The sequence below is a fragment of the Pseudomonas sp. S2_E02 genome (assembly GCF_054668355.1).
In genome coordinates this window covers 1,360,890-1,383,365 of record NZ_CP162761.1, presented here as the reverse complement: position 1 = coordinate 1,383,365, position 22,476 = coordinate 1,360,890, and the positions used below count along the sequence as shown (strand labels likewise).

Sequence of the window (22,476 nt, the reverse complement as noted above, 5' to 3'; positions counted from 1 at the left end):
TGGCGAACTTGGGCAAGCTCGGGTTTTTTGCGCCGAGCCTTTTATGCACGCCGACGACGACGGCCCTGAACAGACCCAAGCCACGGCTGCAACGGTCATGCGCTATCACCTGAGCTGGAAACACCGCGACCTCGACAGCGTCATGGCGCTGTATCATCCGGACATTCAGTACAACGATTTCTTCCAGAACCGCGTGCTCGGCCTCAACGAGTTACGCGAGTACGTGCGCGTCAGCATGCCGCGAGAATCCGACGAACTGCTTGAGCATTGCGACCGTATTCGCGTCGACGGCAACACCGCTTTCATTCAATACGAAGTGACCTTGCGCGGCGGCGACGGCCTGGTGTCGTTTCGCTCCAGCGAGGCGCTCACGGTCAGAGACGGGCTGATCTGGCGCGTCAACGAATACGCTTCGCTGGTGCGCACGCAAACGGCGGGCAAGGCCTCGTCAAGTCAGCGCCCGGCAGTCAGTCGCCTGGGCTTGTCGCCGCGTCAGTTGAGTTTTATGGCCGAAGACCTGCAGCAGTATTTCGAAAAGCAACAGCCGTATCTTGATCCCGAACTCGATTTGCAGCGGGTGGCGAAGGAGTGCGGGTACAGCCGCAATCAGATTTCCTATCTGCTCAACCAGGTGCTTGGGCAAAGCTTCTATCGCTACGTCAATCAGGCGCGCCTGCAACATCTGCTGCGCTCGCTCGATAGCGCCGCGCCGCCGGTGCGCATCGATGAACTGGCTTTCGCTGCGGGTTTCAATTCGTTATCGGCGTTCTACAGCTGTTTCCGTCAGCACACCGGCCAGTCGCCGAAGGCTTACGCGAAACAAATTTCTTTGCGGGCACGCGCGCAAGACATCCACTGAGTACAGCCACTAGGATCGACGCCATCGAAGAATTTCAGTGGCGGAGTCTTGCATGCCGGCGTGGCGCACTATCAGTTTGTGGATGGACCAACTCGATGAGCCGCTGACCGCGCGGCCCGAGCTTGAGCGAGATCTGGACGTCGACGTGGCGATCATCGGCGCCGGTTACACCGGGCTGTGGACCGCGTACTACCTGAAGAAGCTTGCGCCGGGGCTCGACATCGCGATTGTCGAAGCACAGACCGCCGGTTTCGGCGCTTCCGGTCGCAATGGCGGCTGGTTGATGGGCAACCTGCTTGGCGAGGATCGTCTGCTGGCCGGGTTGTCGCCAGAGCAGCGCCGCGCGTCGTTCGATCTCCTACACAGCATTCCCGATGAAGTCGAGATCGTCCTCGAGCGCGAAGGTATCAACTGCGATTACCGCAAGGGCGGCGTGCTGTACTGCGCCGCGCGTTATCCGGAACAAGAAGCCTCTCTGCGCGAGTACTTGGGCAAACTGCACGCTCAAGGCCTGACCGATGACGATTATCGTTGGCTCAGCCCCGAGCAACTGGCGCAGCAGATCCGCGTCGCCAAGCCTTATGGCGGGATTTACGCGCCGCACGTGGCGACCATCCACCCGGCGAAACTGGTGCGCGGCCTGGCGCGCACCGTGCAGAACATGGGCGTGAAGATCTACGAAAACAGTCCGGTCACTCACTGGCAGTCTGGCAGCTTGCGCACCGCCAAGGCCAGTGTGCGCAGCCGCTGGATCGTGCCGGCCGTCGAAGGGTATTCAGTGACCTTGCCACCGCTGGGCCGCTATCAGCTACCGGTGCAAAGCCTGATTGTCGCCACCGAGCCATTGTCTGCCGCGACTTGGGACGAAATTGGCCTCAACCGTGGTCAGGCGTTCAGCGAATTCAGTCGTCAGGTCACTTACGGCCAGCGCAGTGCCGACAATCGGCTGATCTTCGGCGCCCGTGGCGGTTACCAGTTCGCTGGCAAGCTGCGCCATAACTTTGATCTGACTCGTGATGAAGTCGAGTTGCGCCGTTATCTGTTCGGCGAACTGTTCCCGCAGCTGAAAAACGTGCAGATCACCCACGCCTGGGGCGGCAACCTCGGGATGTCCCGGCACTTCAAACCGCACATGCTTTGCGATCGTGCCAACGGCATCGCGTTGTCCGGCGGATATGGCGGGGAGGGCGTCGGCGCGAGCAATCTCGGCGGCCGCACCCTGGCGGACTTGATTCTTGAGCGCGACACCGAACTGGTTCGCCAGCCGTGGGTGCTGCCGGACGGCGGCATTCATGCGCTGCGCGCGTGGGAGCCGGAGCCATGCCGCTGGTTGGGCTACAACGCGATCATCAAAAGTTTCGTCCACGAAGACCAGACCCTGGCCAACCCGGCGACCGCGCCATGGCGGCGCAAACTCGCCAGCCAGGTGGCGGGTTTCATGGAAGGCTTCATGCATTGAACGTCGATTTACTTCAAGAAAGCCCAAAAGACAGGTCAGACCATGAGCATTACCCAGTTTAAAAACACCGCAACCCTGCAACTGGATGAGTCCAATCCGGTGGCCGTGCCCCTCGGCGAACCGGTGGCGATTGCTTCGACCACCAGCGTCGAGCGCGATGACGACGTCGAAACCGGCGTCTGGGAATGCACGCCCGGGCGCTGGCGTCGGCAGATCACCGCGCAGGAGTTCTGCCATTTCATTTCCGGGCGCTGCACGTTCACCCCCGACGGTGGCGGCGAAACCCTGCACATACAAGGTGGCGACGCACTGATGTTGCCGGCCAACACGCTCGGGATCTGGGATATCCAGGAAACCGTGCGCAAGAGCTACGTGCTGATTTTCTGATTGTTTGATCCTTTGATTGCCTGCCAACAAAAAAGAAAACCCACACAGGAATCGATCCATGATCCGCAAGACCCTCGCTCTGGCACCGCTGATGCTCGCCGTTTCCCTTGCTCAGGCAGCGGAAACGGTCAAGGTTTACAACTGGTCCGACTACATCGCGCCGGACACCACCAAGAACTTCGAGAAAGAGACGGGCGTTGGGGTCACCTATGACGTCTACGACAGCAACGAAACCCTCGACGGCAAGTTGATGACCGGCAAATCCGGTTACGACGTGGTGTTTCCGTCCAACCACTTCATGGCCCGGCAGATTCAGGGCGGGGCGCTGAAGAAACTCGACAAGAGTCAGCTGCCGAACTGGAAGAACCTCAATCCGGTGCTGCTCAAAGCGCTACAAACCAACGACCCAGGCAACGAACACGGCTTCCCCTATTTGTGGGGCAGCACCGGCATCGGCTACAACATCGCCAAGGTCAAAGCCGTGCTGGGTGACGATGCGCCCGTGGATTCCTGGGACCTGATCTTCAAGCCCGAGTACATGGAAAAACTGCAGAAGTGCGGTGTGGCGATCCTCGACAACGGCCCGGAATTACTGCCGGCGGCGCTGAACTACCTGGGCCTGCCGCACCACAGCAAAAATCCCGAAGACTATAAAAAAGCTGAAGCACTGCTGATGAAAGTGCGGCCGTACGTCAGCTACTTCCATTCCTCGAAATACACCAGCGACCTGGCCAATGGCGATATCTGCGTGGCGGTCGGTTTCTCTGGCGACATCCTGCAGGCCGAGAACCGCGCCAAGGAAGCCAAGAATGGTGTCGACATCGGCTACAACATTCCCAAGGAAGGCGCAGCCATCTGGTTCGACATGGTCGCCATGCCGGCCGATGCGCCGGACGAGAAGGCCGGTTACGCCTTCATGAACTACCTGCTGCGCCCGGATGTGATGGCCGGCATCAGCAACTACGTGCACTACGCCAATGGTAACGAGCAGGCCGACAGCCTGATCGACCCGGCGATCAAGAACGACACCAAGGTTTACCCGAGCCCGGAGATGATGGGCAAACTGTTTGCGCTGGAGGCGATGCCGTTGAACATTGACCGGATCCGCACGCGGGTGTGGAACAAGATCCGGACTGGTAGCTAATCACCCAGGCATACATAAATCCCTGTGGGAGCGAGCCTGCTCCGGGCGGCGTTCCGACGAAGGCGATCTGTCATTCAACATCAATGTTGTCTGACTCGACGCCTTCGTCGGAACGCCGCCCGGAACAGGCTCGCTCCCACAATGTCTTTCAGCGTTTAAAGGGTTGATATCAATACAATGTCATTGCACTAATAAAGTGCAGCAAAGTGAGACGCGGCTAACAAAAAACAACTTACCCATATTTAATATTTAAATAGAAAATCGTCAGACAATTAGGCAAAAGCTCCGCAACTAAAACATTCTTTCGACCTCGCACGCTTTGTTTACGGCAGTTTCCGGAAACAGCTCGATTTGATCTCAAAAAAATCCTTTACGGCAGATTTCAAATTGTGTCAGGTTTCTTACGCCTTCATTGGGCGAGTGATAGGACGATCTCGCCAGAGAGAGTCCTATCGGACAAAAACTGTTCCATTGCTAAACAAGGAAGTGTGTTTATGTCGAAAGTTAAAACGAATGCTATTGATACCGCCGAACAGGCTTTCCAGCTGTCAGCCTTCAGCTCGGCGTACAACCAGATCAATAGCTTCAGCCATCAGTACGACCGCGGTGGCAACCTCACGGTCAATGGCAAACCCTCCTTTTCCGTCGACCAGGCCGCAACCCAGTTGCTGCGCGACGGCGCTGCCTACCAGGACAAGGATGGCAGCGGCAAGATCGAACTCACCTATACGTTCCTGACCTCGGCATCGTCCAGCACGATGAACAAGCACGGGATCACTGGGTTCAGTCAGTTCAGTGCACAACAACAGGCCCAGGCCAAGCTCGCCATGCAATCCTGGGCTGACGTGGCCAACGTGACCTTCACCGAGAAAGCCTCGGGCGGTGACGGCCACATGACCTTCGGTAACTACAGCGGTGGTCAGGATGGCGCTGCAGCGTTCGCCTATCTGCCAGGCACCGGCGCCGGTTATGACGGCACCTCGTGGTACCTGATCAACAGTGGCTACACGCAGAACAAGAATCCGGATCTGAACAACTACGGTCGTCAGACCCTGACTCACGAAATCGGCCACAGCCTGGGCCTCGCTCACCCTGGTGACTACAACGCCGGGAATGGCAATCCGACCTACAACGACGCGTCCTACGGCCAAGACACTCGCGGCTATAGCGTCATGAGCTACTGGAGCGAAAGCAACACCAATCAGAACTTCAGCAAGGGCGGTGTCGAAGCGTATTCGTCCGGCCCGCTGATGGACGATATCGCTGCTATCCAGAAGCTTTACGGTGCCAACACCACCACCCGTACCGGTGACACCACCTACGGCTTCAACTCCAACACTGGCCGTGATTTCCTCAGCGCTTCGTCGTCGAGTGACAAAGTGGTGTTCTCAGTGTGGGACGCGGGCGGCAAGGATACTCTGGACTTCTCGGGCTTCACCCAGAACCAGAAGATCAACCTCAATGACGCCTCGTTCTCCGACGTTGGCGGCATGGTGGGCAACGTATCCATCGCCAAAGGCGCGATCATCGAGAACGCTATCGGCGGTTCCGGCAACGATCTGCTGATCGGCAACAGTGTGGCCAACGAACTCAAGGGCGGTGCCGGCAACGACATCCTCTGGGGTGGCGGTGGTGCCGACAAACTGTGGGGTGGCGCCGGTTCCGACACCTTTGTGTTCGCGGCCAGCTCGGACTCCAAGCCAGGTGCAATCGATCAGATCCTCGATTTCGTCAGCGGTCTCGACAAAATCGATCTGACCGGTATCACCAACGGTGCCGGCCTGCACTTCGTCAGTAGCTTCACCGGTTCTGCCGGTGACGCCATCCTGACTTCGTCGGGCGGCAACAGCCTGCTGTCGGTGGACTTCTCCGGGCACGGCGTGGCGGACTTCCAGGTCAGCACCGTTGGCCAGGCAGTCACCAGCGACATCGTGGCGTGATGTAGAAGTGGAAAGCGGCGTGTGATACGCCGCTTTCTCCACTTGCATCGTGTTGCTCGGTAAGCAAGGCTACACGCCGGAGCGAATATTCCTATGATCTGTAAAGCTTTTACCTACAAGGCAATGGCGTGGCTCTCGGCGGCGCTGATCATGATTTCAGGAGAAACCAGCATGGCAAGCAGCCTCAGACTTGAAGAACCTTCAGTATTTGCCGGGCAGTGGCAAGCGACGTTGTCCACCCGAGGTGAGGACCCACAAGCGCAAAAGCAGCAGGACAAACCTTCCAATACCTGCGCCCTGGTATTGAATGTAAACAAGACCTTGGGAGAGGGCGCCGATTGCCTCGGTGCATGGCTTGAGCAAACATCGATCGGCTGGTTTCCCGACCCTGACGGCCTGTCCATCACCGGCAAGGAAGGCTCAAGAATCCAGTTCTTCAGCCGACAACGTGACGGGCTTTATCTGACCACTTTGAAGTCGGGCCTGGTGATTACACTTGAGCGCGCAGCGCAATAGTAATGATGATCCAGTTTTCGACAAGGTTTTAATATAAAGCGCCACAAGCTGGTTATAAGAAACGCCGAACGACAACTGCACCGCTGTTATTTGCGCAAGTTGTTATGAAAGTGTAAACGGGTACTTGCAAGTCATCTTTCGCAGGTAAGCGGAACATTAATTGAAGCCCCGCCCAAGTGTGGCGGGCCCAATCATTTCAGGAAAAATCGATGAAGATGGCGAAGGCCCCAGCCACCGCTCCCTTATTCAAGGCATTGGGTGACTACAAAAGTATCCTGATCAGCGTCGGCTGTTTTACCGCACTGATTAACGTGCTGATGCTGGTGCCCTCCATCTATATGCTCCAGGTCTATGACCGGGTGCTGTCGTCGCAGAACGAAACGACCCTGGCGATGTTGTCGCTGATGGTGGTCGGTTTCTTCGCCTTTATAGGCCTGCTGGAAGTGGTGCGCAGCTTTATCGTGATTCGCATCGGCAGCCAGTTGGAGCGCCGCTTCAACCTGCGCGTCTACCAGGCGGCGTTCGAGCGCAACCTGTTCAAGGGCGAGGGCAACGCCGGGCAATCACTGGGCGACCTGACGCACATTCGTCAATTCGTTACCGGGCCGGCGCTGTTCGCGTTTTTCGATGCGCCATGGTTCCCGGTCTACCTGTTTGTGATTTACCTGTTCAACGTCTGGCTCGGTGTGCTCGCCACAGCAGGCGCACTGCTGCTGATCGGCCTGGCCTGCCTCAACGAATACATGACCAAAAAGCCGCTGGGCGAAGCGGCCGGTTATTCGCAGAAGTCCAGCCAGTTGGCCACCAGCCATTTGCACAATGCCGAAACCATTCAGGCGATGGGCATGCTCGGTTCCCTGCGCAAGCGCTGGTTCCAGGTGCATTCGCGTTTCCTCGGCCTGCAAAACCAGGCCAGTGACACCGGTGCGGTGATCAGCTCGTTGAGCAAAACCCTGCGCCTGTGCCTGCAATCGTTGGTGTTGGGCTTGGGTGCTTTGCTGGTGATCAAGGGTGATATGACCGCCGGGATGATGATCGCCGGTTCGATCCTGATGGGCCGCGTGCTCAGTCCGATCGACCAGTTGATTGCGGTGTGGAAACAGTGGAGCGGGGCGAAGCTGGCTTACCGCCGTCTCGACGCATTGCTGCAAGCGTTCCCGCCGAGTGACGACGCTATGGCGCTGCCGGCGCCGAAAGGCCAGATCACTTTCGAACAGGTCAGCGCCGGTCCACCGGGGCAACGTGCGGCGACCCTGCAGATGGTCAACTTCAATCTGAATGCCGGCGAAGTGCTCGGCGTGCTCGGGGCTTCCGGTTCCGGCAAGTCGACCCTCGCTCGGGTGCTGGTCGGTGTCTGGCCGACCCTCGGCGGCACTGTGCGCCTCGATGGCGCGGACATTCATCGCTGGAACCGCGATGACCTTGGCCCGTACATCGGCTACCTGCCGCAAGACATCGAACTGTTCAGTGGCAGCATCGCTGAGAACATCGCCCGTTTCAGCGAGGCCGATCCGCAGAAAGTCGTGGCGGCGGCGCAACAGGCCGGCGTGCACGAAATGATCCTGCGTCTGCCGCAAGGCTACGACACGCAACTGGGCGAGGACGGCAGTGGTTTGTCCGGCGGCCAGAAGCAGCGTGTGGCACTGGCGCGTTCGATGTACGGCACGCCGAGTCTAGTGGTGCTGGATGAGCCGAATTCCAACCTCGACACCGTCGGTGAAGCGGCATTGGCCAGCGCCATCGCCGCGCTCAAAGCCCAAGGCACCACGGTGGTGCTGGTCACACATCGCTCTTCGGTGCTGGCCCAGGCCGACAAGCTGCTGGTGCTCAATGACGGGCGTCTGCAAGCCTTCGGCCCGAGTCAGGACGTGCTCAAGGCACTTTCCGGCCAGCAAGAACAACAACGGGAAAAAGCTGCACCGGCACCGGGCGGGCTCAGCATGAGCCGACAGTATCAGCCCTCGACAAGGAATTCGGGTGTATGAGCAGCGCAAGCATGAACACTGAAAACGAAGCGAGCATGGAACACGCCTACATCACCGAACGCCCGGAGCGCGATGCGAAGTTCTTCGCACGTATGGGCTGGATTCTGGCGATCGTTGGCGCCGGCAGTTTCTTCACCTGGGCGGCCCTGGCGCCGCTGGATCAAGGCATTCCGGTGCAAGGCACGGTCGTGGTCTCGGGCAAGCGCAAAGCCGTGCAGTCGATGAGCAGCGGCGTAGTCAGCCGGATTCTGGTGCGCGAAGGCGAAATCGTGAAGCAGGGCCAGCCGCTGTTCCGCCTCGATCAAACGCAAGTCGCCGCTGACGTGCAGTCGCTGCAAGCGCAATACCGCATGGCCTGGGCCAGTCTCGCGCGCTGGCAGGCTGAGCGTGACAACCTCAAGCAAGTGACCTTTCCGGCTGAGCTGAGCAATGATCCGGACCCGCGTCTGGCACTGGTACTGGAAGGTCAGCGGCAATTGTTCAGCAGCCGTCGCGAGGCCTACTACCGCGAGCAGGCCGGACTGCGCGCAAGCATCGAAGGCGCCACCGCGCAACTGGCCGGCATGCGCCGCGCCCGCACTGATCTCAATGCTCAGGCCGACTCGCTGCAACAACAGTTGAGCAATCTGCAGCCGCTCGCCGACAACGGCTACATCCCGCGCAACCGCTTGATGGAATACCAGCGGCAACTGTCGCAAGTGCAGCAGCAACTGGCGGAAAACACCGGTGAAAGCGGTCGCGTGGAGCAGGGCATCCTCGAGTCGCGGCTGAAACTGCAACAGCACGCCGAGGAATACCAGAAGGAAGTCCGCACGCAACTGGCCGACGCGCAGTTGAAAAGCGTGACTCTGTCGGAGCAACTGACTTCCGCCGGTTTCGACCTGCAACACAGCGAAATCATCGCCACTGCCGATGGCGTGGCGGTCAATCTCGGCGTGCACACCGAAGGCGCGGTGGTGCGTCAGGGTGAAACGTTGCTGGAGATCGTCCCGCAAGGCACCACGCTGGAAGTGGAAGGGCACTTGCCGATCAACCTGATCGACAAGGTCGGCGCGCATTTGCCGGTGGACATCCTGTTTACCGCGTTCAACCAGAGCAAAACCCCGCGTGTACCGGGCGAAGTCAGCCTGATTTCCGCCGACCAGATGGTCGATGAGAAAACCGGCGTGCCGTACTACGTGTTGCGCAGCAGTGTCAGCGATCAGGCCATGGAAAAACTCAACGGTCTGGTGATCAAGCCCGGCATGCCGGCAGAAATGTTCGTGCGTACGGGTGAGCGTTCACTGCTCAACTATCTGTTCAAACCGCTGCTTGACCGGGCCGGCTCTGCGCTGACCGAAGAATAAGGATGTGCGGCTGTATGAATAAGCTTTCCACGCTCGCAGCAGCATTCTTGCTGCTCGCGAGTCACTCGGCAGTGGCGGCCATGGGGCCGTTCGAGATCTACGAACAGGCGTTGCGCAATGACCCGGTGTTCCTCGGCGCGATAAAGGAGCGCGATGCCGGCCTGGAAAACCGCGCCATAGGCCGCGCCGGCCTGTTGCCGCGCATCGGTTACACCTACAACAAGGGTCGCAACTCGTCGAAAGCTACGTCTCTCGATGAGCGCGCGCGTAACCGTACCGACGATCGTAACTACAGCAGTTACGGCTCGGCGCTGACCCTGCAACAACCGCTACTCGACTACGAGGCTTATGCCGCGTATCGCAAAGGTGTCGCGCAATCGTTGTTTGCCGACGAGAACTTTCGCGGCAAGAGCCAGGAGTTGCTGGTTCGCGTGCTGGACAACTACACCAAGGCACTGTTCGCGCAGGATCAGATCGACATCGCGCAGGCGAAGAAGAAGGCGTACGAGCAGCAGTTCCAGCAGAACGAACACATGTTCAAGCAGGGCGAGGGCACGCGTACCGATATTCTTGAGGCTGAGTCGCGTTATGAACTGGCGACTGCCGAGGAGATCGAGGCGCGCAACGAACAGGACGCCGCACTACGGGAACTGGGTGCACTGGTCGGCACGCCGGCGGTGGACATCGGGGATCTGGCGCCGCTCGATCAGAACTTCCAGACCTTCGCGCTGATGCCGGCCAATTACGACACCTGGCATGAAATGGCGGTGAGCAATAACCCGAATCTGGCCTCGCAGCGTCAGGCCGTGGAAGTTGCGCGTTATGAAGTGGAACGCAATCGCGCCGGGCATTTGCCGAAAGTCAGCGCCTATGCCTCGATGCGCCAGAACGAATCGGAAAGCGGCAACACCTACAACCAGCGCTACGAAACCAACACCATCGGTTTTGAAGTCAGCGTGCCGTTGTATGCCGGTGGCGGGGTGTCGGCGTCGACGCGTCAGGCCAGCCGCACTATGGAGCAGGCGGAGTACGAGCTGGACGGCAAGACGCGTGAGACGTTGATTGAACTGCGGCGGCAGTTCAGCGCTTGTTTGTCCGGGGTGAGCAAATTGCGCGCTTATCAGAAGGCATTGAGCTCGGCGGAAGCGCTGGTGGTGTCCACTAAGCAAAGCATCCTCGGTGGTGAGCGGACCAACCTCGACGCGTTGAACGCCGAGCAGCAACTGTTCACCACACGCCGCGATCTGGCGCAGGCGCGGTACGACTATTTGATGGCCTGGACCAAGTTGCATTATTACGCCGGGACCTTGAACGAGCAGGATCTGGCGCGGGTGGATGAGGCATTTGTGGTCGCTCAACAGCCCTCACCCTAACCCTCTCCCAGAGGGAGAGGGGACTGATCCGGGGATATTGCAGAAGTACGCCGACCTGAACGAGCGGCACCGAATCCAACATCGAGCCGGTTTTTCAGCTTGATGCATGACGCAAGACACCGCGGTCAGCTCCCTCTCCTAGGGGAGAGGGCTGGGGTGAGGGGATAAGCGACGCGGTTTTTCAGGTCGATGAATGCCGCAAGACACCGCCGTCAGCTCCCTCTCCGGAGGGAGAGGGCTGGGGTGAGAGGATAAGCGACGCGGTTTTTCAGCTCGATGAATGCCGTAAGACACCTCGGTCAGCTCCCTCTCCTGGGGGAGAGGGCTGGGGTGAGGGGATGAGCGACGCGATTTTTCAGGTCGATGTAAGACGCAAAACACCTAGGTCAGCTCCCTCTCCTGGGGGAGAGGGTTGGGGTGAGGGGAACAGGCAACACCGCAAAAGAACCTGCATAAAACAATAAAAGTGAGTGGTGAACATGGACGTACGCATCAAGCCAATTTCGGTCGGTACCCTGCTGCTTGTGATTTCCGCAACCCAGGCTCAGGCGCAATATCTCGAAACCGGCCAACCCGGCGATCCCGGCAGTTGGCGCAGCGCCGAATTCCTCCGCGACTGGGGCCTTAGCCGGATGCAGGCTGAGCAAGCCTACGCCGCCGGCATCACCGGTAAAGGCGTGAAAATCGGCGCCCTCGACTCCGGTTTCGATGCCGCCCACCCGGAATTTGCCAGCGACCGCTATCACCCGGTAATGGCCAGCGGCAGCTACATTGACGGTTCACTGTTCAACGTCAATGGCACCCTCAACCCCAACAACGACTCCCACGGCACGCATGTCGTTGGCACCATGGGCGCCTCACGCGACGGTACCGGCATGCACGGCGTGGCGTACAACGCGCAGATCTACGTCGGCAACACCAACAAAAACGACAGCTTCCTCTTCGGCCCCAACCCCGATCCGCGCTATTTCAAAGCGGTATACGACGCCCTCGCCGATGCCGGCGTGCGCGCGATCAACAACAGTTGGGGCAGCCAGCCGCCGGATGTCAGCTACCGGACACTGGCCGATCTGCACGCCGCGTACGCTCAGCACTGGAATAAAGGCACCTGGCTCGACGCGGCAGCGGATGTTTCCCGGCGCGGCGTGATCAACGTATTCAGCGCCGGCAACAGCGGCTATCCGAACGCCAGCGTGCGTTCCGCGCTGCCGTACTTTCAGCCGGATCTGGAAGGCCACTGGCTGGCCGTGTCGGGCCTCGATCAAAGCAATCAGCAAAAGTACAACCAGTGCGGCCTCGCCAAATACTGGTGCATCACCACGCCGGGGGCGAAGATCGACAGCACCATTCCCGGGGGTGATTACGCGATCAAGTCCGGCACCTCGATGTCGGCGCCGCATGCGACCGGGGCACTGGCGCTGGTGATGGAACGCTACCCGTACATGACCAATCAGCAGGCGCTCGAAGTGCTGCTGACTACCGCGACGCAACTGGATGGCTCTGTCACCGCTGCGCCGACCGAGCGGGTCGGCTGGGGCGTGGCCAACCTGAACCGGGCGATGCGCGGGCCAGGGCAATTGCTCGGTGCGTTTGATGCCAACTTGGGGGCAGGGCAGCGCGATGTCTGGAGCAATGACATCTCCGACAAGGCGCTGATTCAGCGGCAGGCGGAAGACCTCGCCGAGCACAGCGCCTGGCAGCAAACCCTGCAAGTCAAGGGCTGGCAGAACGGCGTTGCTGCCGGTGCCAGTCAGCAGGATCAGATCGATTACGCGGTCGGCACTGCCCGTGATGCGGCAGCAGCGAGCAGGATTTATCAAGGCAGCCTGATCAAGTCCGGCGGCGGCCAGTTGATCCTCACCGGCGACAACACCTATCGCGGTGCGACCACGGTCAATGGCGGCTTGCTCACGGTCAACGGCTCGCTGACGTCTGCCGTGACGGTGAATGACAGCGGCAGCCTCGGCGGTTCCGGCCGCATCGCCGCGTTGACCGCCAATAGCGGCGGCCGCGTGGCGCCGGGCAACTCCATCGGCACCTTGAATGTCGCTGGCGATGTGAACTTCGCGCCGGGCTCGACCTACGCCGTTGAACTGTCGCCAACCAGCAGCGACCGCATCGTTGCCGGCGGCACCGCCACTATCAGCGGCGCCACGGTCAGCCTGTCGCTGGAAAACAGCCCGACGCTGCTCAGCACCACCGAGGTGCAAAGCCTGCTCGGTCGCCAGTACGACATCCTGCAAGCGGCCGGCGGCATTCAGGGCCAATTCGGTGCCGTGCTGCCGAATTACCTGTTTATCGGCGGCAGCCTCGACTACGCCGCCAATGGCATTCAACTCGATATCGAACGTAACGCGACCACCTTCGCCAGTGTCGGGCAAACGCCGAATCAGCGCTCGGTGGCGGCTGCCGTCGAAGGCTTGGGCGCGGGTAACTCGGTGTACGAAAGCCTGTTGCGTTCACCTGACGCGAGGTCGGCGCAACAGGCGTTTCAGCAGTTGAGCGGCGAGATCTACCCGGCGTTGAGTTCGATGCTGATCAACGACAGCCGCCAGTTGCGTGACGCAGTAGGCGAGCGTCTGCACGACACAACTGCTGCGCAAAGCAATGGCTGGGTCAAGGCGCTCGGCGCCTGGGGCACGACTGATTCGAGCCACGACACGGCGGGCTACAACACCTCGATTGGCGGGCTGCTGGCCGGTGTCGACGGCGCGCTGGACGAGCAAACGCGCATCGGTCTGCTCAGCGGTTACAGCGACAGTTCGCTGAGCATGGGTTCGGGCACGCATTCCTCGGCCAAGGTCGACAGCTATCACCTCGGCGCGTACGCCGGTCGTGAAATCGGCGCCTGGCGCTTGAGCACCGGCGCGGCCTACAGCTGGCATCGCGCCGATGTGAAACGCGACCTGCAATACGGCAACGTCAGTGCCAAACAAAAAGCCAAAGTCGATGCGGCGACCACGCAAGTGTTCGGCGAGGCGGCTTATCGCTTGCACCTGCAACCACTGGCGCTGGAGCCATTCGCCAACCTGGCTTACGTGCATCTGGACACTGAAGGTTTGACCGAGAAGGGCGACGCTGCGGCGTTGAAAAGCTCCGGCGATCAGCGTGACGCGGTGCTGAGCACCCTCGGTGTGCGAGCGATCAAGACGTTCAATCTTTCGCCCGCGCAATCACTCGACGTGAGTGGCCATCTCGGCTGGCAGCACAGCCTCAGCGACATCGATTCCGAGCAGCATCTGCGCTTCGCCAGCGGTGGCACGCCTTACGCGGTGGAGAGTTCCGCGTTGGTACGCGATGCCGCACTGGTCGGCGTGCAGGCCAGCCTCGCGCTGAGCCGCGATGTACGGGTCAACCTTGATTACAACGGACAACTGGCCAGTCGCGAAAAGCTGCATGGCGTTGGCCTGAGTCTTAACTGGCAGTTCTAACCCACGCTGATCGTTCCCACGCGGAGCGTGGGAACGATCAACAGCTGAAGAGACGGATTTTTCGCAACATCACTAAGGAAGGTCGCTGGATGAATAACAACAATACCCCCGCGCAAACGGGAGGCCGCTTTGCCCTGAAAACCCTCACGCTCGCCGTGCTCTGTGCCATCGGCACCGCCCACGCCGCACCCTACGTGGAGAGCGGTCGTACGGGCGATCCGTCGAGTTGGCGCAGTGCCGAGTTCCAGGCCGATTGGGGCCTGGGCGCGATCGGTGCCGATCACGCCTACGCCGCCGGCTATACCGGCAAAGGCGTGAAACTGGGGATCTTTGATCAGCCGGTGTATGCCGCGCACCCGGAGTTCTCCGGCAGCAATAAAGTCGTCACCCTGGTCACCAGCGGGATTCGCGAATACACCGACCCGTACATCCCGGTCAAAGCCGGCGATGCGTTCCGTTATGACGGTTCGCCCTCGGTCGGTTCCGACGGCAAACTCGGCGCCCACGGCACCCACGTCGGCGGTATCGCCGCCGGCAGTCGCGACGGCGGGCCGATGCACGGCGTGGCATTCGGTGCGCAGATCATCAGCGCCGACAACGGCGACCCGGGCCCGGAAGACGGCATCGTTCGCGGTAACGACGGCGCGGTGTACAAGGCCGGTTGGGACGCACTGATCGCCAGCGGCGCGCGGATCATCAACAACAGCTGGGGCATCGGCATCACTGACCGTTTCGACCTCGGCGGCCGCGATCCGGCGTACCCGCACTTCACCGTCAATGACGCGCAAGTGCAGTTCAACGAAATCCGCACGCTGCTCGGCACCAAGCCCGGCGGCGCCTACGACGGTGCGATTGCCGCCGCGCGCAGTGGCATCGTGACGATCTTCGCCGCCGGCAACGACTACAACCTCAACAACCCGGACGCCATCGCCGGCCTCGGCTATTTTGTCCCGGACATCGCGCCGAACTGGATCACCGTCGCCGCGCTGCAGAAGAACCCGGACCTGGCCAGCGCCAATCCGTACATCATGAGTACGTTCTCTTCGCGTTGCGGCTATACCGCGAGTTTCTGCGTCTCGGCGCCGGGTACGAAGATTTTCAGCTCGATCATCGAAGGCACCAACGCCGACAACCTGACCACCGGTTACAAAAACTACAACGGCACCTCGATGGCCGCGCCGCATGTCGCCGGTTCCATGGCGGTGCTGATGGAGCGCTTCCCGTACATGAGCGGTGATCAGGTCGCCACGGTCTTGCGCACTACGGCCACCGACCTCGGCGCACCGGGCATCGACGCCTTGTACGGCTGGGGCATGATCAACCTGCGCAAAGGCATTGACGGCCCGTCGATGTTCGTCACGGAGCAGGACATCCCGGCCGAATTCCGCATCGACGGCGCTTACGGCTCCGGCCAGTTTGTCGCGGATCTGCCGGGCATCGGCGCAATCATCGATCAAGGCAAACCGACCGAGCGTGTGTGCACCGACATCACCTGCGGCCTCGACACCTGGCGCAACGACATTTCCGGTCACGGCGGTTTGACCAAGCAAGGTATCGGCACGCTGGTGCTGACCGGCAACAACACTTACAGCGGCCCGACCCTGGTCAATCAGGGGCGCCTGGCCATCAACGGTTCGCTGCAATCGGCGGTGACGGTGAATGACGGCGGTATCCTCGGCGGCAATGGCCACATCGGCGCGCTGTCGGTGAACAGCGGCGGTACGGTGGCTCCGGGTAACTCCATCGGCACGATGAACGTGGCCGGGGATGTGACCTTCGAGCCGGGTTCGACCTACGCCGTAGAGCTATCGCCGACCAGCAGCGATCAGATCATCGCTACCGGCAAAGCCGTGATTGAAGGCGCCACAGTGAGCATGTCGCTGGAAAACAGCCCGACGCTGCTGAGCACCAATGAAGTGCAAAGCCTGCTCGGCACGCGCTACAACATCCTGCAAGCGGCGGGCGGTATTGAAGGCCGCTTCGGTCAGGTGTTGCCGGATTACGCCTTTCTCGGCGGCACGCTGGCGTACTCGGCCGATGGCATCCAGTTGGCGGTCGGGCGTAACGACGCTTCGTTCGCCAGCGTCGGTTTGACGCCGAACCAGCGTGCGGTCGGTGCGGCGGCCGAGCGTCTGGGCGCTGGTAACGCGCTGTTTGAAACCCTGTTGCTGTCGCCGAATGCGGCGTCGGCGCAGCAAGCCTTCCAGCAGTTGTCCGGCGAGATCCATCCGGCCATTGGCACGATGCTGATCAACGACAGCCGTTACCTGCGTGAAGCCATTGGCGAACGTCTGCGCGAGCGTGATCTGTTCAACGCTGGCGCACCGACTGACGATCGCAGCAACGCCTGGGTCAAGGTCCTGGGTTCGTGGGGCAAGAGCGATGGCGGGCATGACAATGCCGACTCCAACAGCTCCATTGGCGGCCTGCTGGCCGGTGTCGATGGCTTGATCGCTGAAGATACCCGTCTGGGTTTCGTTACCGGTTATAGCGACAGCTCATTGAGCATGGGCAGCGGCACGCATTCGTCGGCGTCAGTCGACAGCTACCACTTGGGTGCGTACCTGGGCCATCAGATCGATGCGCTGCGTCTGACCGTCGGCGGCGCCTACAGCTGGCACCGTGTCGACGTCAAACGTGACCTGCAGTTCGGGGACGTGAGCGGAAAACAAAAGACCAAGCACGATGCTGCAACCACTCAAGTCTTCACCGAGGCCGCCTATGATCTGGGCCTGCAACCGATGAACCTGGAGCCGTTCGCCAATCTGTCCTATGTGCACCTGAACACCGAAAGCTTCACCGAAAAAGGTGACGCCGCCGCGCTGAAGGGCGGTGAGGACAACCGCGATGTGGTGCTGTCGACCCTCGGCGTGCGCGCCAAGCGCAGCTTCGCGCTGTCGGATCAGCATCAGCTGGAACTGGGCGCAAGCCTCGGCTGGCAGCACAACCTGAGCAGTGTCGACGCTGACAGCCATCTGGCCTTCGCCAACGGCAACAGCGCGTTCACCGTGCAGAGCGTGTCGATGGATCGCGACGCCGCAGTGGTCGGTGTGCGCGCAGGTCTGGCGCTCAATCGCGATGTGCGGGTGAACCTGGATTACAACGGCCTGATCGGTAACAACGAGAAAGACCACGGTGTGGGTCTGACCCTCGACTGGCAGTTCTAAGGCGTTCCGGCAGTTCTGCGGAGCTGCCGGTTTTTGAAGGAAGAGAGAGCACAACATGGGACTGTTCGATTATAAAAATGCCGATGGCAAAGCGTTGTACAGCGACGCCATCGCACTGACGCTGTATGCCTACACGCCGACCGGCAAGCCGTTGCCGGCCACTGCTTGGGCGCCGCTCACGGCAACCGCGCTGGGTTATCAGGGCAAGGTCGGGCCGCAAGGCACGTTCTTCGGCGAGAAGGACGGCTTCACCAGCGCCGAGGCCGAAGTGCTCGGCAAGTACGACGCGGCCGGCAAGTTGATCGGTATTGGCGTGGCGTTTCGCGGCACCGGTGGGCTGGGTTATAGCGACACCTTCGGCGACCTGAAAAACAACCTGCTGGCCGCTATCGGGCCGTCGGATTACGCGAGCAATTACGCTAAAAACGCCTTCGATAATCTGCTCAAGGCGGTCGCCGCATTCGCCATTGCCAACGGCATCGCCGCCAAGGATGTGCTGCTCAGCGGTCACAGCCTCGGCGGGCTCGGGGTCAACAGCGTCGCCGAATTGAGCGCGAGCAACTGGGGCGGCTTCTTCAAAGATGCCAACTACATCACCTTCGCCTCGCCGACTCAGAGCAGCACCGGCAATAACGTGCTGAACATCGGGTTCGAGAACGACCCGGTGTTCCGCGTGCTCGACGGCACCACGTTCAGCAGCGCCTCGATGGGCAAGCACGACAAGCCGCACGATTCGACCACCGACAACATCGTCAACTTCAACGACAACTACGCCTCCACCGCGCAGAACCTGGTGCCGTTCAGCATCATCAATCCGCTGAACTGGTCGGCCCACAGCTCGCTGGGTTATGCCGATGGCTTGAATCGGGTGATCGATTCGAAGTTCTACAACCTGACGCATAAAGACTCGACGATCATCGTCTCCAATCTGGAAGAAGCTTCTCGCGGCAAGACCTGGGTCGAAGATCTCGGCCGCAGTGGCGAGCCGCACACCGGCAGCACGTTCATCATCGGCACCCAGAGCAGCGACTGGCTCAAGGGCGGCGCGGGCAACGACTTCCTCGAAGGCCTGGGCGGTGATGACCGGTTCCGTGATGACGGCGGCTACAACATCCTGCTCGGTGGCCAGGGCCACAACACCTTCGAACTGCAGAAACCATTGCAGAACTTCAGCTTCGCCAACGACGGTGACGGCACGCTGTACGTGCGCGACGCCTACGGCGGCATCAGCATGACCCGCGACATCGGCGCGCTGGTGAGCAAGGAGTCGGGTTCGTGGTGGGGCAGCAAGGAAATCACCTGGGGCGTTACGGCCAAAGGTTTGACCAATGGCAACGAACTGACCCAGTACAACCATTCGCTCAGCGGCGATGGCTACGGCAATGCGCTGCACGCCACGGCTGACGGTGACTGGCTGTTCGGCCTCGGTGGCGACGACAAACTGATCAGCGACAAGGGCCATGTGACCTTCGTCGGTGGCGCCGGCAATGACGTGATGAGCGCAGTGGGTGGCAACAACACCTTCCTGTTCAGTGGCGCGTTCGGTTTTGATGCCATCAACGGTTATCAGGGCAGCGACAAACTGGTGTTCATGGGCGTCGAAGGCGCGGGGCAGGGCTACGACTACAAGCAGCACGCGGCGCAGGCCGGCAACGACACCGTGCTGAAGATTGGCGACTATGCCGTGACCCTGGTCGGGGTGGGAGTGGCTAACCTGTCGGACTCCAGTTTCATGTTCGCGTAGATCCAATGTGGGAGCGAGCTTGCTCGCGAATGCGTAGTGTCAGTTGAAGTATTGGTACCTGACACACCGCTTTCGCGAGCAAGCTCGCTCCCACAGTGAACAGCAACAAGTAGTACTGAAATGCTCCGGGGCGTCCCCGTGGGGCGCCCTGGCTGTGAGCTATCTCTAACAATTCCAACAAGAGAGAGGCAATAGCAATGGGTGTGTATGACTACAAGAACTTCGGCACAGCCGATTCCAAGGCGTTGTTCAACGATGCCATGGCGATCACGCTGTATTCCTATCACAACCTCGATAACGGCTTTGCCGCCGGTTATCAGCACAACGGTTTCGGCCTCGGCCTGCCCGCCACGCTGGTCACGGCGCTGCTCGGCGGCAGCGATTCGCAAGGGGTGATTCCCGGCATTCCGTGGAACCCCGACTCGGAAAAACTCGCCCTCGACGCGGTGAAAAAGGCCGGCTGGACGCCCATCACCGCCTCGCAACTGGGCTATGACGGCAAGACCGATGCGCGCGGAACCTTCTTCGGCGAGAAGGCCGGCTACACCACCGCGCAAGTGGAAATCCTCGGCAAGTACGACGCCCAGGGCCATCTCACCGAACTCGGTGTTGCCTTTCGCGGCACCAGCGGCCCGCGGGAAAACCTGATCCTCGACTCCATCGGCGACGTGATCAACGACCTGCTCGCCGCCTTCGGTCCCAAGGATTACGCGAAGAATTACGTCGGCGAAGCCTTCGGCAATCTGCTCAATGACGTGGTGGCGTTTGCCAAGGCCAACGGCCTCAGCGGCAAGGACGTTCTCGTCAGTGGTCACAGCCTCGGTGGCCTGGCGGTCAACAGCATGGCGGACCTGAGCGGGGGCAAGTGGGGCGGTTTCTTTGCCGATTCCAACTACATCGCCTACGCCTCGCCAACGCAAAGCAGCACCGACAAAGTGCTCAACGTCGGCTACGAAAACGACCCGGTGTTTCGCGCCCTCGACGGCTCGACCTTCACCGGTGCTTCGATCGGCGTGCACGATGCGCCCAAAGTCTCGGCCACCGACAACATCGTCAGCTTCAACGATCACTACGCCTCGACCGCGTGGAATCTGCTGCCGTACTCGATCCTCAACATTCCCACCTGGATCTCGCACTTGCCGACCGCGTATGGCGACGGCATGAACCGGGTGATCGACTCAAAATTCTACGATCTGACCAGCCGCGACTCGACGATCATCGTCGCCAACCTCTCGGACCCGGCGCGGGCCAACACCTGGGTACAGGACCTCAACCGCAACGCCGAAACCCACAAGGGCAGCACGTTCATCATTGGCAGTGACGCCAACGATCTGATCCAGGGCGGTAGCGGCAACGATTACCTGGAAGGCCGCGCCGGTAATGACACCTTCCGCGACAGCGGTGGCTACAACGTCATCCTCGGCGGGCAGGGCAACAACACCCTCGATCTGCAAAGTGCGGTGAAAAACTTCGACTTCGCCAATGACGGTGCCGGCAATTTGTACGTGCGCGACGCCAACGGCGGGATCAGCATCACCCGCGATATCGGCAGCATTGTCACCAAGGAACCGGGCTTTCTCTGGGGCCTGTTCAAGGACGACGTGATCCACAGCGTCACGGCCAGCGGCTTGAAGGTCGGCAACAACGTCACCGCGTACGAATCCAGCGTCAAAGGCACCAGCGGCGCCGATACGTTGAAGGCGCATGCCGGTGGCGACTGGTTGTTCGGGCTGGACGGCAACGATCACCTGATGGGGGGCCTCGGCAATGACGTGTTTGTCGGCGGCGCGGGTAATGACCTGATGGAATCGGGGGGCGGGGCGGATACGTTCCTGTTCAACGGTGCGTTCGGGCAGGACCGGGTAGTTGGTTTTACCTCCAACGACAAACTGGTGTTTCTCGGTGTGCAGGGTGTGTTGCCGGCGGAGGATTTCCGGGCTCATGCCGCGACTGTCGGGCAGGACACGGTGCTGACGTTTGGCAACGATTCGGTGACGTTGGTCGGGGTGTCGCTGAATAGCCTGAGTGCTGACGGTATTGTGATTGCCTGATGTTGATGGGGCGCCTTTAAGGCCCCCTTCGCGAGCAAGCTCACTCCCACAGGGAATTTGTAAACGACGCAAATCCCCTGTGGGAGCGAGCTTGCTCGCGAAGAACGATAACTCGGTTTCAAAAGTGACTCGATGGCCACGGCCTGACTCAAACCCCTGCGAAAACAGGAAATGCGGCCTAAAGCCAGCACGTGCACACACGTTCTATAGCTAGCCGCCATTGGGTACAGGAGATTCAAACGTGAAAGGTTTCAAGGGGTATGTCGGGTTCGTCGCACTGGCGCTGTGTTCGGCCAATGCCTGCGCCGATCTGCCTCAAAGCTCGATTCTGAGCCGTTACGGCGTCACCACCGACCAACTGCCGAGCCCGCCGAAAACCGCGGAGGTCGAACCGGTCGAAGAGAAGAGCCGCTTTCAGATTCAGCCCGAACAACCGTTCGTGACCCTGCGCCTGGGTGACGGCAAGCAGCCACAAACCACCGGCAATCTGAGCATCGATCGCATGACGCAGCAGGATCTGGATCGTTGTCGGCGTTTGCAGGGCGAAGTGGTCAAGCGGGGTGGCACGTACATGCCGTGCGACGGCAGCCTGCCGGGTATGCCGACTTTCGAATAACACGCGATGATTGTTCCCACGCAGAGCGTGGGAACGATCGACGCGAGCGAAACCTAGTCTTCTTCGCGCACAGTGGCCACTTCATCGGCACGGACCTTCACCTTGGCCCCGGAAATATCCTCGAACTCATAGAAGCCGTCCTTGGTTTTGGTCTTCGGCATGTCCTTGGTCAGGTACTGGGTGCCGTTCTGCAGGGTGACCACCGTCGGGGTCGAGCAACCGGCCAGTGCCAGCGCGGCGGCGATGGCGAAAGGGATGCCCAGTGCTTTGATTTTCATACCCACCTCTAAATCCTCATTCGATGTGATGCCGAGCATTGTCGGCCCTCTAACGCGGTTGGTGCCATCCCCGGGGGAAAAGTTCGATAGCCCGGCGAAAAAATGCCATTGATCATTTTCCGTTTGCGCCGGGCAGGGCACAGCTGGTATCTGTACGCATAACCAGTACTCGCTTGCCAT

Annotated in this window: 15 protein-coding genes; 14 read left to right on the top strand and 1 reads right to left on the bottom strand. The window is 60.4% G+C overall.

The window, feature by feature from the left end:
* The first annotated feature begins 43 nt into the window (after positions 1–43).
* The 14 genes from AB4O01_RS06110 to AB4O01_RS06045 all read left to right on the top strand — a co-directional run bounded on the left by AB4O01_RS06110 (position 44) and on the right by AB4O01_RS06045 (position 22,018).
* A complete protein-coding gene (locus AB4O01_RS06110) occupies positions 44–859 on the top strand; it encodes a helix-turn-helix domain-containing protein (protein WP_099759231.1) in 816 nt (271 codons plus the stop codon).
* A 52-nt stretch (positions 860–911) separates the two neighbouring features.
* Entirely contained in the window at positions 912–2,318 is a 1,407-nt protein-coding gene (locus tag AB4O01_RS06105) for an NAD(P)/FAD-dependent oxidoreductase (protein WP_460090998.1), read from the top strand.
* Positions 2,319–2,360: 42 nt separating this feature from the next.
* Positions 2,361–2,705: a cupin domain-containing protein gene (locus tag AB4O01_RS06100; RefSeq protein ID WP_257355199.1), complete on the top strand. Its 345-nt coding sequence runs from the start codon at positions 2,361–2,363 to the stop codon at positions 2,703–2,705.
* Positions 2,706–2,763: 58 nt separating this feature from the next.
* A complete protein-coding gene (locus AB4O01_RS06095) occupies positions 2,764–3,849 on the top strand; it encodes a polyamine ABC transporter substrate-binding protein (protein WP_460090997.1) in 1,086 nt (361 codons plus the stop codon).
* Between the two features lie 494 nt (positions 3,850–4,343).
* Entirely contained in the window at positions 4,344–5,789 is a 1,446-nt protein-coding gene (locus AB4O01_RS06090; RefSeq protein WP_460090996.1) for a serralysin family metalloprotease, read from the top strand.
* Positions 5,790–5,882: 93 nt separating this feature from the next.
* Positions 5,883–6,305 (top strand): AprI/Inh family metalloprotease inhibitor, encoded by a 423-nt coding sequence (locus AB4O01_RS06085; protein ID WP_175559573.1) that lies wholly within the window; start codon positions 5,883–5,885, stop codon positions 6,303–6,305.
* A 209-nt stretch (positions 6,306–6,514) separates the two neighbouring features.
* Positions 6,515–8,290 (top strand): type I secretion system permease/ATPase, encoded by a 1,776-nt coding sequence (locus tag AB4O01_RS06080; RefSeq protein WP_127927378.1) that lies wholly within the window; start codon positions 6,515–6,517, stop codon positions 8,288–8,290.
* Entirely contained in the window at positions 8,287–9,636 is a 1,350-nt protein-coding gene (locus AB4O01_RS06075; protein ID WP_034154169.1) for an HlyD family type I secretion periplasmic adaptor subunit, read from the top strand. Before AB4O01_RS06080 ends, AB4O01_RS06075 begins: the two co-directional genes overlap by 4 nt.
* 2 nt (positions 9,637–9,638) lie before the next feature.
* On the top strand, positions 9,639–11,009 hold the full coding sequence (locus AB4O01_RS06070) for a TolC family outer membrane protein (RefSeq protein ID WP_093431325.1): 1,371 nt from the start codon (positions 9,639–9,641) through the stop codon (positions 11,007–11,009).
* Positions 11,010–11,488: 479 nt separating this feature from the next.
* Entirely contained in the window at positions 11,489–14,440 is a 2,952-nt protein-coding gene (eprS, locus tag AB4O01_RS06065; RefSeq protein WP_460090995.1) for an autotransporter serine peptidase EprS, read from the top strand.
* A gap of 89 nt (positions 14,441–14,529) precedes the next feature.
* Positions 14,530–17,607 carry an autotransporter domain-containing protein gene (locus AB4O01_RS06060; RefSeq protein WP_460090993.1) on the top strand — a complete coding sequence of 1,026 codons (3,078 nt, stop codon included), beginning with the start codon at positions 14,530–14,532 and terminating at the stop codon, positions 17,605–17,607.
* A 55-nt stretch (positions 17,608–17,662) separates the two neighbouring features.
* Positions 17,663–19,351, top strand: a complete 1,689-nt coding sequence (locus tag AB4O01_RS06055; protein WP_460090992.1) for a polyurethane esterase — start codon at positions 17,663–17,665, stop codon at positions 19,349–19,351.
* Positions 19,352–19,548: 197 nt separating this feature from the next.
* Positions 19,549–21,402: a polyurethane esterase gene (locus tag AB4O01_RS06050; protein ID WP_460090991.1), complete on the top strand. Its 1,854-nt coding sequence runs from the start codon at positions 19,549–19,551 to the stop codon at positions 21,400–21,402.
* Positions 21,403–21,643: 241 nt separating this feature from the next.
* On the top strand, positions 21,644–22,018 hold the full coding sequence (locus tag AB4O01_RS06045; protein WP_460090990.1) for a hypothetical protein: 375 nt from the start codon (positions 21,644–21,646) through the stop codon (positions 22,016–22,018).
* Positions 22,019–22,071: 53 nt separating this feature from the next.
* Here AB4O01_RS06045 and AB4O01_RS06040 read toward each other — a convergent pair whose 3' ends face one another.
* Positions 22,072–22,296: a YgdI/YgdR family lipoprotein gene (locus tag AB4O01_RS06040; RefSeq protein WP_095049074.1), complete on the bottom strand. Its 225-nt coding sequence runs from the start codon at positions 22,294–22,296 to the stop codon at positions 22,072–22,074.
* Positions 22,297–22,476 lie beyond the last annotated feature (180 nt).